General features: G+C 62.1%; 19 protein-coding genes. 13 read left to right on the top strand and 6 right to left on the bottom strand.

Annotation, left to right across the window (positions count from 1 at the left end):
- Window positions 1-7 precede the first annotated feature (7 nt).
- Both recJ and ACFQND_RS25885 read right to left on the bottom strand, forming a co-directional pair.
- Window positions 8-1,732, bottom strand: coding sequence for a single-stranded-DNA-specific exonuclease RecJ (recJ, locus tag ACFQND_RS25890; RefSeq protein ID WP_371435168.1), 1,725 nt, complete (start codon window positions 1,730-1,732; stop codon window positions 8-10).
- 26 nt (window positions 1,733-1,758) lie between these two features.
- On the bottom strand, window positions 1,759-2,724 hold the full coding sequence (locus ACFQND_RS25885) for a hypothetical protein (RefSeq protein ID WP_371435167.1): 966 nt from the start codon (window positions 2,722-2,724) through the stop codon (window positions 1,759-1,761).
- A gap of 34 nt (window positions 2,725-2,758) precedes the next feature.
- Between ACFQND_RS25885 and ACFQND_RS25880 the strand changes: the two genes are divergently transcribed.
- The 6 genes from ACFQND_RS25880 (at window position 2,759) to ACFQND_RS25855 (ending at window position 7,965) form a co-directional block, all read left to right on the top strand.
- On the top strand, window positions 2,759-4,012 hold the full coding sequence (locus ACFQND_RS25880) for a lipoprotein-releasing ABC transporter permease subunit (RefSeq protein WP_371435166.1): 1,254 nt from the start codon (window positions 2,759-2,761) through the stop codon (window positions 4,010-4,012).
- Between the two features lie 29 nt (window positions 4,013-4,041).
- The gene (gene lolD / locus ACFQND_RS25875; protein ID WP_371435165.1) at window positions 4,042-4,725 is read left to right on the top strand and encodes a lipoprotein-releasing ABC transporter ATP-binding protein LolD; all 684 of its coding nucleotides are present in this window, start codon (window positions 4,042-4,044) and stop codon (window positions 4,723-4,725) included.
- Window positions 4,726-4,911: 186 nt separating this feature from the next.
- Window positions 4,912-5,187, top strand: a complete 276-nt coding sequence (locus tag ACFQND_RS25870; RefSeq protein ID WP_371435164.1) for a J domain-containing protein — start codon at window positions 4,912-4,914, stop codon at window positions 5,185-5,187.
- 32 nt (window positions 5,188-5,219) lie between these two features.
- Complete coding sequence (locus ACFQND_RS25865) at window positions 5,220-5,771, top strand: hypothetical protein (RefSeq protein WP_371435163.1); 552 nt, start codon at window positions 5,220-5,222, stop codon at window positions 5,769-5,771.
- 160 nt (window positions 5,772-5,931) lie between these two features.
- On the top strand, window positions 5,932-6,678 hold the full coding sequence (locus ACFQND_RS25860) for a hypothetical protein (RefSeq protein WP_371435162.1): 747 nt from the start codon (window positions 5,932-5,934) through the stop codon (window positions 6,676-6,678).
- 36 nt (window positions 6,679-6,714) lie between these two features.
- Window positions 6,715-7,965 (top strand): hypothetical protein, encoded by a 1,251-nt coding sequence (locus ACFQND_RS25855; protein WP_377415081.1) that lies wholly within the window; start codon window positions 6,715-6,717, stop codon window positions 7,963-7,965.
- Window positions 7,966-7,997: 32 nt separating this feature from the next.
- On the opposite strand, the gene ACFQND_RS25850 is transcribed toward ACFQND_RS25855, so the two are convergent.
- The 4 genes from ACFQND_RS25850 to ACFQND_RS25835 form a co-directional block, all read right to left on the bottom strand.
- Window positions 7,998-9,047, bottom strand: coding sequence for a VWA domain-containing protein (locus ACFQND_RS25850; RefSeq protein WP_377415077.1), 1,050 nt, complete (start codon window positions 9,045-9,047; stop codon window positions 7,998-8,000).
- Window positions 9,048-9,073: 26 nt separating this feature from the next.
- Window positions 9,074-10,030, bottom strand: coding sequence for a DUF58 domain-containing protein (locus ACFQND_RS25845; protein ID WP_377415074.1), 957 nt, complete (start codon window positions 10,028-10,030; stop codon window positions 9,074-9,076).
- A 141-nt stretch (window positions 10,031-10,171) separates the two neighbouring features.
- A complete protein-coding gene (locus tag ACFQND_RS25840) occupies window positions 10,172-11,191 on the bottom strand; it encodes an AAA family ATPase (RefSeq protein WP_377415071.1) in 1,020 nt (339 codons plus the stop codon).
- 50 nt (window positions 11,192-11,241) lie between these two features.
- The gene (locus tag ACFQND_RS25835) at window positions 11,242-12,177 is read right to left on the bottom strand and encodes a S1C family serine protease (protein ID WP_377415068.1); all 936 of its coding nucleotides are present in this window, start codon (window positions 12,175-12,177) and stop codon (window positions 11,242-11,244) included.
- A gap of 192 nt (window positions 12,178-12,369) precedes the next feature.
- On the opposite strand from ACFQND_RS25835, the gene ACFQND_RS25830 reads away from it, so the two are divergent.
- The 7 genes from ACFQND_RS25830 (at window position 12,370) to ACFQND_RS25800 (ending at window position 17,216) form a co-directional block, all read left to right on the top strand.
- Window positions 12,370-13,215, top strand: a complete 846-nt coding sequence (locus ACFQND_RS25830) for a TatD family hydrolase (protein ID WP_377415065.1) — start codon at window positions 12,370-12,372, stop codon at window positions 13,213-13,215.
- The gene (locus tag ACFQND_RS25825) at window positions 13,212-13,760 is read left to right on the top strand and encodes a DNA-deoxyinosine glycosylase (RefSeq protein WP_377415062.1); all 549 of its coding nucleotides are present in this window, start codon (window positions 13,212-13,214) and stop codon (window positions 13,758-13,760) included. The genes ACFQND_RS25830 and ACFQND_RS25825 overlap by 4 nt, the downstream gene beginning before the upstream one ends.
- Window positions 13,761-13,914: 154 nt before the next feature.
- Entirely contained in the window at window positions 13,915-14,283 is a 369-nt protein-coding gene (locus ACFQND_RS25820) for a roadblock/LC7 domain-containing protein (protein ID WP_377415059.1), read from the top strand.
- Window positions 14,284-14,293: 10 nt separating this feature from the next.
- The gene (locus ACFQND_RS25815; RefSeq protein WP_371435153.1) at window positions 14,294-14,791 is read left to right on the top strand and encodes a PAS domain-containing protein; all 498 of its coding nucleotides are present in this window, start codon (window positions 14,294-14,296) and stop codon (window positions 14,789-14,791) included.
- A complete protein-coding gene (locus ACFQND_RS25810; protein WP_371435152.1) occupies window positions 14,788-15,537 on the top strand; it encodes a PhnD/SsuA/transferrin family substrate-binding protein in 750 nt (249 codons plus the stop codon). The genes ACFQND_RS25815 and ACFQND_RS25810 overlap by 4 nt, the downstream gene beginning before the upstream one ends.
- Window positions 15,538-15,621: 84 nt before the next feature.
- Window positions 15,622-16,116, top strand: a complete 495-nt coding sequence (locus tag ACFQND_RS25805; RefSeq protein WP_371435151.1) for a hypothetical protein — start codon at window positions 15,622-15,624, stop codon at window positions 16,114-16,116.
- Window positions 16,113-17,216: a hypothetical protein gene (locus ACFQND_RS25800; RefSeq protein WP_371435150.1), complete on the top strand. Its 1,104-nt coding sequence runs from the start codon at window positions 16,113-16,115 to the stop codon at window positions 17,214-17,216. Before ACFQND_RS25805 ends, ACFQND_RS25800 begins: the two co-directional genes overlap by 4 nt.
- The last annotated feature ends 7 nt before the right edge of the window (window positions 17,217-17,223 follow it).

The raw sequence follows: 17,223 nt of genomic DNA, 5'->3' as shown, positions 1-17,223 counted from the left end.
TTTTTATTTAAATTTCAGCCGCTTCGACCAGAAAACGCACCCGCCGCACGCCCTGCCACTCGTCCGCGTCCAGCCTGAAAGCCAGTTTGACCCGCGCGGGCAGGGGCTCTGTGTGGCCGAACCAGATGCCGTCCACCGGCTGGCCCTGGTGCTTGAGTTTGAGTGCCAGGTGTTTTTCGCCGACCAGGCGCTGTGACACGACTTCCACTTCCTCGCTGAACGTAGGCGCGGCAAAACCCTGACCCCAGACTTCCTTGTGCAGGGTGTCCACCACGTCGGTACGGCGGTATTCGGCCGCCAGCGGGCCGTCGGTGTCCATGCGGCGCGTGAGCGTGGCGGCGTCCAGCCACTCGTGGGCAACCTGCTGCAACGCGCTTTCAAACAGCTCGAAGTTCTCTTCATTGATGGTGCAGCCGGCCGCCATGGCGTGCCCGCCGAAGCGCAGCAGCACGCCGGGCTGGCGTTTGGCCACCAGGTCCAGCGCATCACGCAAATGAAAACCCGGAATGGAGCGGCCCGAGCCCTTGAGTTCATGTTCCTTGCCGGGCGCCTGGCTGGCTGCAAAAACAAAGGTGGGCCGGTGCAGCTTGTCCTTGATGCGCGAGGCGACGATGCCGACCACACCTTCGTGAAAATCGGGGTCGAAGATGGCGATGGCGGGCGGCGGCTCGGCATCTTCGTCAATCATGGCGTCGGCAGCCAGCTGAGCCTGTTCGCGCATGTCGGCTTCAATGTCACGCCGTTCGCGGTTGATGCCGTCCAGCGTGCGCGCCAGTTCGTCGGCTCGGCCCGCATCGTCGGTCAGCAGGCATTCAATGCCCAAAGTCATGTCGCTCAATCGCCCGGCGGCGTTGATGCGCGGGCCCAGCGCAAAGCCAAAATCAAAGGTGGTGGCCACATTCGCCTTGCGGCCGGCGGCGGTGAACAGGCTGGCCAGCCCCACGGGCAAATGGCCGGCGCGTATGCGCCTGAGGCCTTGCGCAACGAGCCGGCGGTTATTGGCGTCGAGCTTGACCACGTCGGCGACGGTGCCCAGCGCGACGAGTGGCAAAAGTGTGTCTACCTTTGGCTGGTTCTGTGCAGTAAAAACGCCACGCTCACGCAGTTCGGCGCGCAAGGCCAGCAGCACATAAAACATCACACCCACACCGGCAATCGATTTGCTTTCAAAGCTGCAGCCGGGCTGGTTGGGGTTGACGATCACGTCGGCGTCGGGCAACACGATTTGGCCGTCTTTCAGCGCCGGCAGGTGGTGGTCGGTCACCAGCACCTGCATGCCCAGCGCCCGGGCACGCGCCACGCCGTCCATGCTGGCAATGCCGTTGTCCACGGTGACCAGAATATCGGCGCCGGTGGCCTTGACGCGCTCGGCAATCGGCGCTGTCAGGCCGTAGCCGTCGACCACGCGGTCCGGCACCAGGTAGCTGACGTTTTGTGCGCCCAGCAGCCGCAGGCCGCGCAGCGCCACGGCGCAGGCGGTTGCGCCATCGCAGTCGTAGTCGGCGACCACACAAATCCTTTTGCCGCCCTGCATGGCGTCGGCGAGCAGCCGGGCCGCTTCCTGTGTGCCCAGCATGCCGGCCGGTGGCAGCAGGCGGGCCAGGCCATCGTCGAGTTCGTCGGAGGTATGCACGCCGCGCGCCGCATAAAGCTGCGCCAGCAGGGGGTGAACACCGGCCTGCCGCAGCGCCCAGACGCTGCGGGGCGGCGCGTCGCGTACCTGTATCTTCATTTTGGTTTCAATCTTTACTATCGTTTTTATAGCTGCTCGAGCACGGCCAACGGTGGCTGCGGGGATAAAAGGCTTGAAATCCGGCTAAAAAAGCTCTGCGCAGAGGTTTCAAAGGTCTGGGCGTTGCGCTCGCCGCACAAGCTCAGCCGCACGCTCTCGCCGGCGTTTTGCTGTGCCAGCAGTTTGCTGATGTCACCTGAGTCCAGCTGTAGCCAGGCTTGTGCGTAGGCATCCCAGTCATCGGTGAAAGCCGCTTGTGCAAGGTTGCGCGGCACCGTGATGTTGTGGGAGGGCGCGGGTGCAGGCTTGTCCAGTGCGCCCGTGCCGCTGATCCAGAACGAATTTACCGGCAACTGCCGCTTTATGCCGCGCTCGTCGTTAAGCGCATGTGTGTACAGCAGCATCTGCATTTCATTCTGCAGCCGCCTGAGGGATGGGGCTGTCTTCGCCCCGGGCAGCCAGGTGTCCACGTTGCGACCCAGCACCCGGTCCAGCGAAGCGGTGGGCAACTGGCGAAACAACTCGCCTTCGGCCAGCCAGCGCTCGGGCGCGGCGTAATGCAGCGTGATGCCTTCGGTCTCAAAATAGGGTTGCATGGCCGCCAGCAGGGTGCGCGACTCGTCGGCTGTCAGCCCCAGCGCTGCCGGGTCTGTCAGGGTGGCGTGCTCGCGGCCCATGGCCCAGTGGCAGGGCGTGATGAAGGCCCAGGCCTTGCTGTTCGGCCCGTGCGTGCCGGCAGCTTCAAGTGCGGCCCATGGGATCAGGCCATCGACCGGATCGGCGGCGGTCAGGCCCTTGCCCAGCACCCTCTCATGCGGCGTGGACAGCGAAAGGGCCTCGCCGGTGCTGGTTTCGACCAGCATCATGCCCTGCAGCAGCTTGCTCAGGTTTTTCAGGCTGCCGGCTGGCAGGGCCTTCATGGCCTGCAGCCACGCCTCACCCGTGCAGGCGGCAAACGGGACGACAAGATGGGGGGATTGGGCTGTGGGCATGGGGCTATTGTCCGGGATGCCACAATCGCCAGTTATGCAAATCCCCTACGAACTGATTTTGGGTTGGCGCTACACCCGTGCCGGCCGGGCGACGCGGCGCAACGGATTCATTTCATTTATCTCGGGCGTGTCCATGCTGGGCATTGCGCTGGGTGTGGCGGCGCTGATCATTGTGCTGAGCGTGATGAACGGCTTCCAGAAAGAGGTGCGCGACCGTATGCTGGGCGTGATCTCGCATATCGAGGTGTTCACGCCCAGTGGCGGCGCGCTGCCTGACCCGCAAAAAACGCTGGCCGAGATCAGGGCCAATCCGCAGGTCGTAGGTGCTGCCACTTTCATAGCGGCGCAGGCCCTGCTGGCGCGCGGCGAGGACATGAAGGGCACCATGGTGCGCGGCATCGATCCGGCGCTGGAGGGGCAGGTCACAGACCTTGCGGTGACGTCCTCCACCACGCTGGCCAAACTGGTCCCCGGACAGTTTGGTGTGGTACTGGGTGGTGAGCTGGCACGCGCCATGGGTGTGCGCGAGGGTGACACGGTCACGCTGATTGCGCCCAGTGGCCAGGTCACGCCAGCCGGTGTGGTGCCGCGTCTCAAGCAGATGACGGTGGTGGGGACGTTTGATTCCGGCCACTTTGAGTACGATTCGGCGCTGGTCATGATGCGCCAGGACGATGCGGCCAGGATATTCAGGCTGGAAGGGCCGACCGGCATACGCATCAAGCTCAAGGACCTGCACCAGGCGCGCGAAGTGGCAGTGGAGCTGTCCAGGTCGCTCAGCGGTGATTTGCTGATCCGCGACTGGACACGCCAGAACCGGACCTGGTTCTCGGCCGTTCAGCTTGAAAAACGCATGATGTTCATCATCCTTACGCTGATCGTTGCGGTGGCTGCCTTCAACCTCGTCAGCACATTGGTGATGACGGTGACCGACAAGCGCGCCGACATCGCGATTTTGCGCACCCTGGGCGCCAGCCCGAAAAGCATCATGGGCATTTTTGTGGTGCAGGGCGCCATGGTTGGTGTGATTGGTACCCTGGCGGGCTTGTTGCTGGGCCTGGGCATCGCCTTCAATATCGACGTGATCGTGCCTGCGCTGGAGCGGCTGCTGAACGCCAGCTTTTTGCCTAAAGACATCTACCTGATCAGCCGCATGCCCAGCGAGCCGCAGTACAGCGACATCATGCCGATTGCCGTGATTTCGCTGGTGCTGTCTTTCCTTGCCACCATTTACCCCAGCTGGCGTGCCAGCCGGGTGAATCCTGCTGAGGCTTTAAGGTATGAGTGAACTTCTGAAACTCTTTCTGGATGATTCTTATGAGTGAAGTTGTTCTCAAAGCCAGCGGTATCACCAAACGCTTTCACGAAGGCCGTATCGACCTGACCGTGCTGCAGGGCGTGGACCTGCAGGTATTTGCAGGCGAGACGCTGGCCATCGTCGGCTCGTCAGGCTCGGGCAAAAGCACCTTGCTGCATTTGATGGGCGGGCTGGACGCGCCAACCAGCGGGCAGGTGGAACTCAAGGGCCAGGCGATGTCTGCGCTCTCGCCCCAGCAGCAGGGCGAGCTGCGCAACCGGCACTTGGGTTTTGTCTACCAGTTCCACCACCTGTTGCCCGAATTCAGTGCCCTGGACAATGTCGCCATGCCGCTGTGGATCCGCCGTGACACCCCGGCGCAAGCCGCGGACGTCGCTACAAAAATGCTGGCAGCTGTTGGCCTGAAGGACCGCATCCACCACAGGCCCGCAGAACTTTCGGGCGGTGAACGCCAGCGTGTGGCGATTGCGCGGGCGCTGGTGGCCAACCCGGCTTGTGTGCTGGCCGACGAGCCCACCGGCAACCTGGACCGAAGCACCGCGGATGGCGTGTTTGAGCTGATGCTTCAGCTTGCACGCGACAAAGGCACGGCTTTTGTCATGGTGACGCATGACGAAACATTGGCTGCCCGCTGCGGGCGGCGCTTCCGGCTGGTGTCCGGGAAACTGTCGGAATGGGCTTGACGCCAGGCCTGCCGGCCCTGTTGGCGGTGCGGTGAAATTGGGCGGCCTAAGGCTTGAAAAGCGCTAGCGGTCATAATCGAGGGTTAGCCGCTGCATTCCGCGCAGGCCCTGAAGGCCCGGCGGCAGGGCGTCAGCACATCATTTGAACCAGCCGTTTCTGGTTCCTGAAACCCCCTCTAGCCAAGCGTGACAGACCACTACACCACTCTGGGACTCAGCAGCGCCGCAACGCTGGCTGATGTCAAAAAAGCGTTTCGCCAGCAGGCGTCCTTCTGGCACCCGGATAAAAATCCCGCTGCCGATGCGGCCGCGCGTTTTCGGGCGGTGCAGGAGGCTTATGACGTGCTCTCCGACGCTGACAAACGCCAGGCCTACGACGACAACCGCCGCCGCAACCTTCTTGACAGCCCCATCGATACGGCGCGCGAGATATGGGCGAATTACTTCAATCCACTGCTTTGATGAGAACCGAGCGACATGAAAAACCAGGCCACATGAGCATTTCCCCATTCTTTCAAGATCTCGGCTCGGCCTATCAGTCGGAACTGGACGACCTGCGCTTTGATTCGGAAGGCCGCGACGTGCTGTCCCAGCGCCTGGCCGACAAACGCCGGGAAATCGGTTTCCTGGTCAAGATGATGGAACTCAGCCCGGAGATGGTGGCGGTGATATTCCACAGGGGCTTTGACTTCAGGCTGCCTGCGGTGATGGACCACCTGCTTACGCATGAGGCAGATGAGTTTCCGGACTGGGGCAGCTTTGTCGACGCGATCGGCCTGGCGCCCTGGGCGCAGGAGATTGCCGATGTGGTGCTGAACGAGGCTGGCGGTGAATGGTTTTTGACGGTGGCTGCCGGGCTGGAGTACATGGCCGGCAAGCCGGGTGTGGCGGCTGCCGTGCAGGATGACAATGAAGACGCCGATGAGGACGACGACAAGGATGATCCTTCGGACGCGTTTGATGGCGACGAAGAGACCGATGCCAAAGCCCGCAAGGAGGCCGGCGACGATTGGTTAGCCGAACAAGGCTTTGACCGCAAGGATTAGGAGACTCCTGTAAATCCGATTCCCGGGCGCATGGCGGCGTTGCGCGGTGCTCGGAATCCTCATGCACCGAAGTGCATTCCGGTGTCCTGCGCTCCGTGCGCCTTGCCCTGCATCCCGATAATCGAATTTCCAGAAATCTCCTCAAGAATCTGAAACCTTTATGAACCATCTCGCCCTGATCACAAAAACCCAAACCCTGATTGCTGCCGGCGACATCGTGGGCGCCGAATCCGCGCTGGTTGAACTGGCCGATGCCGAGGGCGATGCTGCGCTGATGGTAGTGCTGGAGCAACTGCCGCCCAAGGACATCCTTGCGGTGATACGCGAGTACGACAACTCCAAAGAGTCGGTGATTAACCTGCTGGTCAGCCCTGAACAGTTCGCGCGTGCGGTGGTGATTGAAAAACAATACAAGGACCTGACCCGCACCCACCTGCGCGGCATGATCAATGCCATCATCTTCAGGGATGACGCTGATCCGCTGGAATTCCTCAATGCCATTGGCGACCTGGATGGCGGCAGCGAAGCGCTGGCCGATTATTTCTCGGACCAGTGGAGTCGTGTCGAGGCCTTTGCCCGCACCGGTACCTTTGATGCGATGGAAGACCACGGCGAGATGCTGTCGCAAACGGCGCTGCTGGCCGTGGCTTACGCGAAGCCGGTCCTGCAGCGGGATGAAGTTGCGGACGGGGACTGGATGCAGCTCGCCTGGATTTTGCGTTACGAGTGCCCGGACCTTTTCATTGAAATGTTGATGGTATTGCGCGCCAAGGCCAGCGCACATGATGCCGGCCGTGAAGACGAGGAAGACGTTGAAGAGGACGACGGCAAGGTGGAGACCGGTGATACCGACCGCGGCAAGGCCACGCCTTCGGCGCGCGAGTCGGACGAAGAGTCTGCGATCTGAAGAAGGTGCTGTCCATTTCAAACCGCGATTAACGCCATGCCTACACGCCAGTCAACACCAGCATCCATTTCGCTTTACGATGCGCGGCCCTTTTTCGAAAAAGCGCTGCAGCACGGCGTGCAGGCCGGCATCATCGACCGGCAACGCCTGGACACCATCTGTGCAGACGCACCCAAGGGCATGGTGCAGATCGCGCGTTACTTCGGCAACGAATTCCTGCGCCCCGATCTTGAGAAGGCCAGGGAGCGCATGGTCAACCTGGTCAGCCTCTACCTTGAAAGCAGCAGCGGCGGCGATTTGCGGCAGGCTGCAGAGTCGCTGCGGGACCATTCGTTTTTGTCCCGGTCCAAAGGTGGCTCGGACATGTTGAAAGCCATGATCGCCATGCCGCAAAACAGCCACTTTGGCATGAATGAGCGCGCGGGTTTTACCGACGAACACATTCCGCTGCTTGCCAAATGGTCCTTGCGAAGCCTGGCCGACTATCAGGCTGAATTTGCCGTGCGTGACCAGGTTGCCCAGGTGATGGACGCTGCGATCTGGCTGGCAGACCAGCTTGGCATGGACGCCTCCGAACTGGAAGAGGCCGGCAAGGATGCCGAGGCCGTGATTCGTACGGCGCTGTTGCTGCTGGCGACCGGACACACAGAGATGCCTGACTGGGTGGCGTTTGAAAAAATGGTTGTGGCGCTGCGCAAAAAATACGGATCCGCTGCAGCCACAAAGACGGGTGCCAAGGCCACTGTCTTCATGGCCGCTTTGCCGCCTGGCTTGCCTGACCGGTTCAGGTCCGTGGTGGAGGCCGTGCGTCAATCCATTGCAAGTGACCTGCCCAAAATTCTGGATACGGCCATTCCTGTCCGGCAGCTTTTTGACCAGACCCCCGCCTACATGGGCCGGTATTTCTGGGTGGAAGATGGCCTGAGCGAGGTAGACCACCATGACCGCCAGGCTTCGCTTGCATGGAACAAGGCCACAGGCGGGAACAGCGATGACGGTTCGCTGATCACCCTGTTTTTGAGCATGGCCGCTGGCCTTGCGCCCAAAACACTGCTGACTGAAAAAAGCGCGGCCACGCTGGTCCGCAGGATCCAGAAATCAGGCTTCAAACCCGAGTTAGCCCGGCAATACATCCTGGACCACGCCCCGGTGCAGTACCGGGACGACTACGCACAGTTGTGGACGGACTTTGTTGACGAGGCACAGCAGACCCTGCAAAGCGATGCCGTTCACGCGCTGCAGGATGCCCTGGCATTGTTGCGGCGTGAGTGCAACGTCAAGTCCTAGCCTTGCGGCTTGAAGTGGGTCACCCTGGCAACTCAAAGAATCCGGTTAAACCAGGCCAGCGACAGGCCGGCTGACAGCAGTGCCAGCGCGGCGGCAACCAGGGCCAGGATGCCTGAAATTTCGGTTTCCTTTTTCACAATCGTCAGGCGCGAGCTCAGGGTTTCGTAAACCTTTTTCAGGTCAGCCGCGGTGCCCGCATAAAAGTATTCGGCCTGGGTGTTTTTGGCAATGCCCTTGAGGGTTTCCTCATCGAGCTTGACGCGCATGGACCAGCCCTCAAAACCAATGGTTTCACCATCCACCGTGCCAATGCCCACGGTGTAGATGCGCACGCCCCGGTCGGCGGCGGCCTTGGCAGCATCCAGTGAATCCACGCCGGTGGTGCGCTGGCCGTCGGTCAGCAAAATAATGGCGGCGGATGTGTAGGAGCCCGGGGCGACAGGGACGAAGGGCTTTTTGTCTTTCTCATCCTTGACTGGCTGGTCAATCGCCACGCCGCGCTGGCGATCCCGGCCGTATTGCATGGAGGCCAGGTCAATGCCGGCATCGGGGAATATCTCGGCCAGCGACACCACGATACCGTTGCCGATGGCGGTGCCGCGCTGGAGCTGGAACTTGTCGATGGCGGTGACAAGGTCTTCGCGGCTAAGCGTTGGGGACTGCACCACGGCCGCAGTGCCGGCAAAGGCGACGATGCCCACACGTACATGGCGCGGCAGCTCGGCCAGGAAAGCCTTGGCGGCGTTTTGCGAAGCGACCAGCCGGCTTGGCAATACATCTGTGGCGCGCATGCTGCCCGACACGTCCATGGCCAGCATGATGGTCTGCTGGTCGGAGGGCAGGCTGACGACGGCAAGCGGGCGTGATGCCGCCAGCAGCATGGCGGCCAGCGACAATAAAAACAGCAGGGGCGGGATATGCCTGCGAACGCTTTGGCCCTTGCCCATGGCCTCGCGGACTATGGACAGGCTGGCGTAGCGCAGGGCCACTTTTTTCTTGCGGCGCAACAGCCAGACATAAAGCAGCACCAGCAGCGGCAACACCAGCAGCAGCCAGAGAAATTGGGGCCAGAGGAAGTTCATCGATATTCCTTTAAGCGCTGGATGTTCTAGGCGGCCTGCTGCAGGTGTGTGGGCAACTTGCCGGCCGATCCGCCATCAGCCAAACGGCTGCGGCGCTTGCGCAGCTCGGTAAACCGCATCAGGGCGTCCACCAGGTCGCCGTCGGTGGACAGCTCCAGGGCATCCACGCCAGCGCGCACCAGCGACTGCCGCAGGTCGGCTTCGCGCTGGGCGGCGATGCGTGCAAAGCGCTTGCGGAAACCGGCATCGTGCGTGTCCACCAGCAACTGCTCGCCGGTCTCGGCATCACGGATAGGGATCAGGCCCAGATCGGGCAACTGCAGCTCCAGTGGATCAAGCAGGCGCACGGCAACAACCTCATGGCGCCGGGCCAGCAGGCCCAGGGGCCTTTCCCAGCCGGTTTCGCTGATGAAGTCGGACAGCACAAAAATGGTGGAGCGGCGGCGTACCAGGTTGGCTGCGGATTCGAGCAGTTCGTGCAGGCGCGTGGGGCCGGACACATCGGCTTCGGCGGCTTCAGGCCGTGTTTGCAGGGTGTGCAGCAGCTGCAGGACATGCTGCCTGCCGCCGCGCGCGGGTATCACGGTGTCGACACCGGAGCCATAAAGCATGGCCCCCACCCGGTTGCCGTGGCGGGTCAGCATGCGGGCCAGCACGGCTACAAATCCAGCCGAAACCTGCCGTTTGCGCTGCTCACCCGAGCCGAAGTCCATGGAGGGGCTGAGGTCCAGCAGAAACCACGCGCTCATTTCACGGTCTTCCGTGAAGACGCGCACATGCGGCTGCGACAGCCTGGCCGTGACGTTCCAGTCGATGTGGCGCACGTCGTCATGGTGCTGGTATTCACGCAGGTCGGCCAGGTCCATGCCTGCACCACGCAGCAAGGTACGGTAGTCGCCCTGCAGCAGGCCATCCAGGCGGCGCAACACCGTCCATTCGAGATGCCGCAGCAGTTGCTCTGCGTTGGATGAGGAGCCGCTCATAGGCATGCTCCTGACCGTCGCAGCGCTGAGAGCTCTTTATCCAGGCCGGGGCCGCGGAACCGGCTTTGCCGGGCCGCAGGCGCAGCGGCCCCCTGGGGGCGCAGCGTATTACACGAAGTGAAAAGCGTGGGGGCCATGGTTTCAGGCTGCGAGTTTTTCATGGGCCAGCGGCTTGGCCGGGCGCGGGATTTTTGCCATGATCTTGCCGACCACGGCATCCGCAGACAAACCTTCCGACAGGGCTTCGTACGACAGCACCAGCCGGTGGCGCAGCACATCGGGCACCAGGTCTGTCATGTCTTCCGGCAAGGCGTAGCTGCGGCCGCGCAGCATGGCCAGGGCGCGAGCGCCTTCTGTCAGGTTGATGGTGGCACGCGGGCTGGCGCCGAAGGTGATGAAACGCGCCAGGTCCTTGAGTCCGTGTTTTTCAGGATTGCGGGTGGCCGACACCAGCCGCACTGCGTACTGCACCAGCGAGGGGTCCACGTAAATGCGCCGGCACTCGGCCTGCAGTGCGGCCAGTTGCTCCGTGGTGGCGACGGCGGACACGTCTACTGAAGGGCCGGTCACGCGCTGCACGATGACAAACTCTTCTTCGTCAGTCGGGTAGTCGACCAGCACCTTCATCATGAAACGGTCCACCTGCGCCTCGGGCAGCGGGTAGGTGCCTTCGGTCTCGATCGGGTTTTGCGTGGCCATGACCAGGAAGGGCGAAGGCACCTTGTGTGTCACGCCGGCAATGGTGACCTGGCGCTCCTGCATGACTTCGAGCAGCGCGCTTTGCACCTTGGCCGGCGCGCGGTTGATTTCGTCGGCCAGCAGCAGGTTGGTAAACACCGGTCCAAGGGAGGTGCTGAACTCGCCGGTTTTCTGGTTGTAGATGCGCGTGCCGACCAGGTCTGCCGGCACCAGGTCAGGTGTGAACTGGATGCGTTTGAACTCGCCGCGCACGGTGCTGGCCAGCGTCTTGACCGTCAGTGTTTTGGCAAGGCCGGGCACGCCCTCGACCAGCAAATGGCCCTGCGCGAGGATGGCAACCATGACCCGCTCCAGGAAGCGGTCCTGCCCGACCACCACACGTTTGACTTCGTAGAGGATTTGCTCCATCAGCTGGGCTGTGTCCTGGTGCGCAGATGACTGATCGGGGCTCAATGATTCCATGGAGTTCTTTCAAGGGGTTTTCAGAAAGAGGGTGCAGTCCGGAGCGGGGATCAGAACGGCGGCATGCCGGCCGCGGAGGCTGCGTTTTCTATGGGTACGGCAAAACCAATGCCGACAAAGGTGCGCTGCTGGTTGGGGTTGTAGATGGCGGTGACAATGCCAACCACTTCGCCCTCCATGGTGACCAGCGGGCCGCCCGAGTTGCCGGGGTTGGCTGCGGCGTCAAACTGGATCAGGTTGGTCATTTCCTGCTTGCCTTCAGGCGAGCGGAAATTGCGTTTAAGTCCTGAAACAATTCCGGCAGAAGCCGAGGGGCCAATGCCGAACGGAAAACCGACCGCCATGACCTGGTCGCCCGGCCGCAGGTCGGCCGTGGAGCGCATGGTGGCGGCAATCATGTCGTCGGGAATTTTGTGTGCCTGCAGCACGGCCAGGTCGTTTTCGGCCTGCACGCCGGTAATGGAGGCCGTGCTTTCCAGACCGTCGGCAAACGTGACCTTGATGCTTTCCGCGCCCTGCACCACATGCAGGTTGGTCAGGATGATGCCCTTGTCGACAATGACCACACCTGTGCCCACGCTGCGCTCGCCTTCCTTGCCGTTTTTGTCCTTGCCGATGCCGACCACACGCACCACCGACGGGCTGATGATGTCGTAGGCCTTGGCCGCAGCCGATGGCAGCGTGGTGTTTTCCAGCGTCTTAAGTACTGCCGCATTGATGTCTTCCTGTGTCAGCTTGCGGGTGCCCGGCCGAGGTGACATTAAAAAGCTGAGGGCCAGCAATAAAGCCAGAATGCCCACCATGAGCCAGAGCAGGGCGATGTGGTGCTGTAGAAAATGCGTTTTCAGCCGGGAAAAGCGGGTTGCGCCAGGGCCGGCCGGCACTGCAGCGCCATTGTCCGGAACCTCACCAGCGTGGCTGGCTGCGCCAGCGGTGTTGTCCGCAGCAGGGCGGCTGGAGCTACTGTAAAGTGCAGGCCTTCGCATCCGTTCACCTATGGGGTTAGTGTTCAAAACCGGAGAGAATTACCGGTCTGACGCAAGCACCGTATCACGATTTTTCCATCCCTGCTAGGGGCTGCGTGCTTGCGCCGGGTGACTTGAAAGGCTGCTGGCGGTTTCACCCGGGTTCTGTGTCACCATGTCTGACTGTCATGCCGCACCTTCCAACTTTTTCTTATGACTTTCTGGATTGATACGCACTGCCACCTTGATGCGGGGGAGTTTTCCGCCGATGTGGGGGCTGTGCGCTTGCGCGCTGCCGATAGTGGTGTTGTCCACTGCGTGCTGCCCGCTGTCGGGCTGGCCAATTTTGCGGCCGTACGTTCCCTGGCCCATGAGTTTTCCTACAGCTACGCGCTGGGCATTCACCCCCTGTATGTTCCCCAGGCGCAGGACGGCGACCTGCAGGCGCTGGACGCTGCGCTGGCGCGTGGAAGGGCGGATCCCCGGCTGGTGGCAGTCGGTGAAATCGGGCTGGATTATTTTGTGCCCGCCCTCACGCAAAGCCCCATGCGCGAACGGCAGGAGTTTTTTTACCGGGAACAGCTGAAGCTGGCGCGCAAACACGGCTTGCCGGTCATCCTGCATGTGCGGCGCTCGGCCGACAAGTTGCTCAAGCACCTGCGCGACCAGCAGCCGGAAGGCGGCTGGCGCGGCATCGCCCATGCCTTTAACGGCAGCAGCCAGCAGGCCATGGAGTTCACGAAGCTGGGTTTCAAGCTGGGTTTTGGCGGAGCCGTGACCTATGAGCCGGCCCTGCAGCTCAGGCGTCTTGCCGCTGAACTGCCGCTGGACGCACTGGTGATGGAAACCGACGCGCCGGATATTCCGCCACAGTGGCTTTACACAACAGCGGCGCAGCGTGCGCAGGGCCAGGCCCAGGGTCGCAACGAACCGGGTGAGTTGCCGCGCATTGCCCAACAGGTCGCCGATTTGCGGGGCATGCCGCTAGAGGCATTGGCCGCTGCGACCACAGCGAATGCACTGCAGGCCCTGCCCAAGCTGCGAAACCTCGTGCCATGACCAGTCCCTTGACGGCCTTGCCACCGCTGGTTTCCAGCCGGACAAAGTTGCTGATACTGGGCAGCTTCCCGGGCGTGGCATCGCTGAAGGCGCAGCAGTACTACGGCCACCCGCAAAACCATTTTTGGCGGATTTTGCAAGCGATTTGGCCTTCTGGCCACCTGGATATGCGCGCGACCAGCTATCAAAATCGTAGCGAATGGCTGCTGTCAAAACAGCTGGGTGTGTGGGACGTGTATGCCGCTTGCGAGCGTGAGGGCAGCCTGGACAGCAATATCCGCAATGCCGTGCTGAATGACTTTTCGCTGCTGAAAGAGTTGTGTCCCGGCTTGCAGGCGATTGCACATAACGGCGGCGAGAGTTTCAGGCATGCGAAACACACGATGCTGCTGGGTTTGCCGGTTTACAAGCTGCCGTCCACCAGTCCGGCCAATGCATCCTGGAGTTTTGAGCGAAAGCTCGCGGCCTGGCGTGAGGTGTTCGAGCGGAATGGCCTGGTTCAGGAGCCTGCCGCAGGCGGGGCGCTGGACGCAAGCTCTGGCTGACCTGCCGGCCCTGATTCTGTCCGGCGCATTCTGGCGCTGCCTTTTCATCTGTTGACCTGGATCAAAATGTAACTTCTCCTCATATTGTCCAATTGGCTGGGTAGACATCACGCGGATGACGCCGTGCTGATGCACTGTTAAAACCAACCAAGGAATGCAATTGCGCACGGAGATGTTTCAGCAGGCGCTAGGGGAACTCAATGGCTCAACGGCCGACATAGAGGCCTCGGCGCTGATTTCAACGGATGGCTTGATGATCGCATCGGCCCTTCCACACGGCATGGACGAGGACCGCATAGGCGCCATGTCGGCGGCCCTGCTGGCCCTGGGTGACCGCACGGCGCGCGAACTTGCCAGGGGCGCTCTGGGCCGGGTACTGATTCAGGGCGAACGTGGTTACGTCATCATGAGTTCGGCCGGCCCCGAGGCTGTGCTGACGGTGCTGGCCAAGCCCAATGCCAAGCTGGGCCTGATTTTTCTGGATATCAAGCGGGCAGCCGAGACGCTCTCGCAAATGATTTGAGGAGGGCGGCATGGGACTTCCCGACATGATGGCCATTTCGGCCCCGGATGCCCGCGAGGCCAGGCTTGTTTACAGCGATGGCACGGCGCGCACGGTTTATTGCACCGCGACCGAAGTGCCGTTTCCGGAGGGGCGCCTGATCGTCTCCAGGACCGACCTGCAAGGCATCATCACGCATGCCAACGACGCCTTTGTTGAAATGAGCGGCTACGAGCGAGAGGACCTGATAGGCGCGCCCCAACATATCCTGAGGCACCCCGACATGCCCAAAGCGGCATTCCTGGACCTGTGGGATACCGTCAGGCGCGGCGAAAAATGGCATGGGCACGTCAAGAACCTGCGCAAGGACGGCTCCCACTATTGGGTTTACGCCACGGTGGTTCCCAATGTGCGCGGCGGCGTGACTACCGGTTATACCGCGGTGCGCCGCAAGCCCTCGCGCCGGCGTGTCGCCGAGTCAGAGGCGCTTTACCGGCAGTGGCTACAACAGGAGGCTTCGACGTCATGACCCACAACTTTCTGGTTGCGCCCGACTTTGCGCCGGAACGCTTTGCCAGCTGGCACATGCTCAATACCGCACTGCAAAAACGGTCGGGCGTCCAGTTGCACCTGTTGACGCCTGCCAGTGCAGCAGAACACGCTGCCATTCTTTCCGAAGGCCTGGCGGAGGTGGTGTACGCCAATCCCTTTGACGCAACGCACATGGTGCGCACGCTGGGCTATATCCCGTTCGCCCGGCCGAAGCTGCGCTACGATGAAATGGTGATCGCCTGTTCCACCGGGTCGCAGGCACAAAGTGTGGAAGACCTCAGGCCGGGTTGCCGCATCGCCCTGACGGACAACAAGGACATCAGGCTGATCGGCCTGCGCCTGCTGGAGCCGGCCGATATTGGCGAAGCCGACGTTGAATGGGTACTGGTGGACAGCTACCAGGCGGCCGCCCGCATGGCCATCAAGGGGGAGGTGGATGCCGCTTTTTTCCTGGCGGATGCGTTTGCCTCGCTGTCGCGGATGACACGCAGCCAGATACGCCCGTTGGTGGAAAGTGCGATTCACGATATCAGCCATGTGCTCCTCGCGCATCCGGGCATAGGCACCAGCCTGCCGGCCATCAGTTCTGCCTTGCTGCAACTGCATGCCGATGAGGCCGGCCGGTCCGTGCTCGAGGCTTTGGGAATGTCCGAAGGATTCGAGCCCTTCTCGCAGGAGGACGCCGAATTCATGATCGACCTCATGGATACGCTGCTCGACTGAGCCATGGCAGCAATACCCTGTTCGGCGAGGATGGAGGTCCGCAGGCTGTCCCGTGCATTGGCAAGGCGACGTCAGGATCAGGGCATGCATCTGGCGCGTGTCCATGCCGCGATGCAGCTTGAGGGCGTGGAGCCGGTGCAGGGTGCGCTGGCCGACCTGTTTGCCTGCTTTGATGCGGCGGCGGTTTCACTGAAGCGTGCGGCCCTGCAACTGGCTGCGCCGCGTCTGGGTGAGCGCATGGCGCGCAGCTTTGAAGCCTGGGTTGCTGCGCCGGTCCTGCCGTGCATCACGCCGCTGGCCAACCGATGGAGCATGTTTGCGCGTCCCTCCGCCGATATATCAACCCGTTCGCGGCGCTGTAGCGCCGATGATTCCCGGGCCATTGCCCGGCAAGCCCTGGCCGCTTTCCAGGCGCAGGATACGGACGGTCAGGAGCTGTTCCTGCAGCATTGCCTGAGCTGCCAGGACCGTCTGGCGTTCATGCTGCTGCGGCGTGAATTGCTCAGGCGAAACCTTGGTTTTCCCGCCGGCTGGGGGGCGGTCGAAAGGGCCTTGCAGCGTCAGGCAGCCTGTCCATGAACGCGGTTTTTATGGGCCTGCCCGCGCGCGAAGCGGCCGCCCTGAAGATTTTTATAGGTGTGGGCATGAAGGGCTGGACCAGCAGCGTTGTTTCCAGCCCGGCGCCGGCTTTGCCGGCCACCACAGTTTGCATCGTTGACCTTGCTGGTATGGGGCTGGCGCAATGGTCGGTCAAGGCCGAAGCCGATCTGCTCGTCATGCTGGGTGGCCAAAACGCCTTGTTGCTGAGCACGGCCAACAACAGCTCCTGGCAAGACAAGACACATGTCATGTCAGGACGCAGCAAACAACAGATTGCCTGTCTGCCCAAGCCTTATGGCCAGGAACACATGCGGGCGGCGCTGGCTGGTTTTGTGTCTGATGGTGTCCAGCCTGCTCCTGGGAACAAACTGAACATCGCGCAAACCAGCGTGTGGCAGGCCGGCACCGAGTCATCACCGGCGCCTGCATTTCTGTTTGGCGACCTGCGGGCCGCGCAGACCATGTTTCCGGGCTTGCGGCAACACCTGCTCCTTTGCAAGCTGATGGACCTGCTGGCGCTTGGTACGTCTTGCGAGTTGCAATTGAGCGTACATCAGGCTATCGCCCTGCATCCGGCCCAGGGCTGGGTTGCGCACAATGCTGGGCCGGGCGTGCTGGCGCGCCTGGCGCTCCAGGGCGTGCCGGTTGCCAGCATGCGTGTGCGCGAGTCTGGCTGCCGGGTTGCAGCTTTGCCTGTACGTGAAAACCTGGATACCTTTTTATGGGAACTGGCCGGGGCGTCCATCGGGCAGCAGGCGTTGCCGGCAGTGCGGGACGCGGAGCTCAAGCTGCGAAGCATGCCAGGTTTCACCCGGGTTTCCGCCGCCAGCCATTTCGACCTGCAGCTTGCCGCAATCTGTGTGCGCCTGCCGCAAACGCTGTCAGGCCTGTGTGCGGTGTTCCCGGACCGGGACCCGGCTGCGATTGCACGCTTTTTCCTGCTGTCTGCAGTCTCCGGCCTGGGGCGCCTGCGCCTGCTGGAGCCCGCGGTCGGCAGGCAGCACCAGTGCCGGCCGGCACCGCAGCATGTGAGAACGCCAGGCAGTTTTTTCCGGTCCATGCTGAACAAGCTCTTTTGATTTTTCC

It is taken from the genome of Polaromonas aquatica (assembly GCF_042659145.1).
GTDB classification, from domain to species: domain Bacteria; phylum Pseudomonadota; class Gammaproteobacteria; order Burkholderiales; family Burkholderiaceae_C; genus Polaromonas; species Polaromonas aquatica.
The sequence above is the reverse complement of the archived record's forward strand: the minus strand, read 5'-3'. Positions and strand labels throughout refer to the sequence as shown.

What these genes read in the sequence shown, in the direction of transcription:
- ACFQND_RS25850 (WP_377415077.1), bottom strand. Translation starts at nt 9,047, where the DNA reads ATGAACTTCCTCTGGCCCCAATTTCTCTGGCTGCTGCTGGTGTTGCCG.
- ACFQND_RS25800 (WP_371435150.1), top strand. Translation starts at nt 16,113, where the DNA reads ATGAACGCGGTTTTTATGGGCCTGCCCGCGCGCGAAGCGGCCGCCCTG.
- ACFQND_RS25815 (WP_371435153.1), top strand. Translation starts at nt 14,294, where the DNA reads ATGGGACTTCCCGACATGATGGCCATTTCGGCCCCGGATGCCCGCGAG.
- ACFQND_RS25835 (WP_377415068.1), bottom strand. Translation starts at nt 12,177, where the DNA reads ATGCGAAGGCCTGCACTTTACAGTAGCTCCAGCCGCCCTGCTGCGGAC.
- ACFQND_RS25885 (WP_371435167.1), bottom strand. Translation starts at nt 2,724, where the DNA reads ATGCCCACAGCCCAATCCCCCCATCTTGTCGTCCCGTTTGCCGCCTGC.
- ACFQND_RS25855 (WP_377415081.1), top strand. Translation starts at nt 6,715, where the DNA reads ATGCCTACACGCCAGTCAACACCAGCATCCATTTCGCTTTACGATGCG.
- ACFQND_RS25810 (WP_371435152.1), top strand. Translation starts at nt 14,788, where the DNA reads ATGACCCACAACTTTCTGGTTGCGCCCGACTTTGCGCCGGAACGCTTT.
- ACFQND_RS25865 (WP_371435163.1), top strand. Translation starts at nt 5,220, where the DNA reads ATGAGCATTTCCCCATTCTTTCAAGATCTCGGCTCGGCCTATCAGTCG.
- ACFQND_RS25860 (WP_371435162.1), top strand. Translation starts at nt 5,932, where the DNA reads ATGAACCATCTCGCCCTGATCACAAAAACCCAAACCCTGATTGCTGCC.
- ACFQND_RS25830 (WP_377415065.1), top strand. Translation starts at nt 12,370, where the DNA reads ATGACTTTCTGGATTGATACGCACTGCCACCTTGATGCGGGGGAGTTT.
- lolD (WP_371435165.1), top strand. Translation starts at nt 4,042, where the DNA reads ATGAGTGAAGTTGTTCTCAAAGCCAGCGGTATCACCAAACGCTTTCAC.
- ACFQND_RS25845 (WP_377415074.1), bottom strand. Translation starts at nt 10,030, where the DNA reads ATGAGCGGCTCCTCATCCAACGCAGAGCAACTGCTGCGGCATCTCGAA.
- ACFQND_RS25840 (WP_377415071.1), bottom strand. Translation starts at nt 11,191, where the DNA reads ATGGAATCATTGAGCCCCGATCAGTCATCTGCGCACCAGGACACAGCC.
- ACFQND_RS25880 (WP_371435166.1), top strand. Translation starts at nt 2,759, where the DNA reads ATGCAAATCCCCTACGAACTGATTTTGGGTTGGCGCTACACCCGTGCC.
- ACFQND_RS25820 (WP_377415059.1), top strand. Translation starts at nt 13,915, where the DNA reads ATGCAATTGCGCACGGAGATGTTTCAGCAGGCGCTAGGGGAACTCAAT.
- ACFQND_RS25825 (WP_377415062.1), top strand. Translation starts at nt 13,212, where the DNA reads ATGACCAGTCCCTTGACGGCCTTGCCACCGCTGGTTTCCAGCCGGACA.
- recJ (WP_371435168.1), bottom strand. Translation starts at nt 1,732, where the DNA reads ATGAAGATACAGGTACGCGACGCGCCGCCCCGCAGCGTCTGGGCGCTG.
- ACFQND_RS25805 (WP_371435151.1), top strand. Translation starts at nt 15,622, where the DNA reads ATGCATCTGGCGCGTGTCCATGCCGCGATGCAGCTTGAGGGCGTGGAG.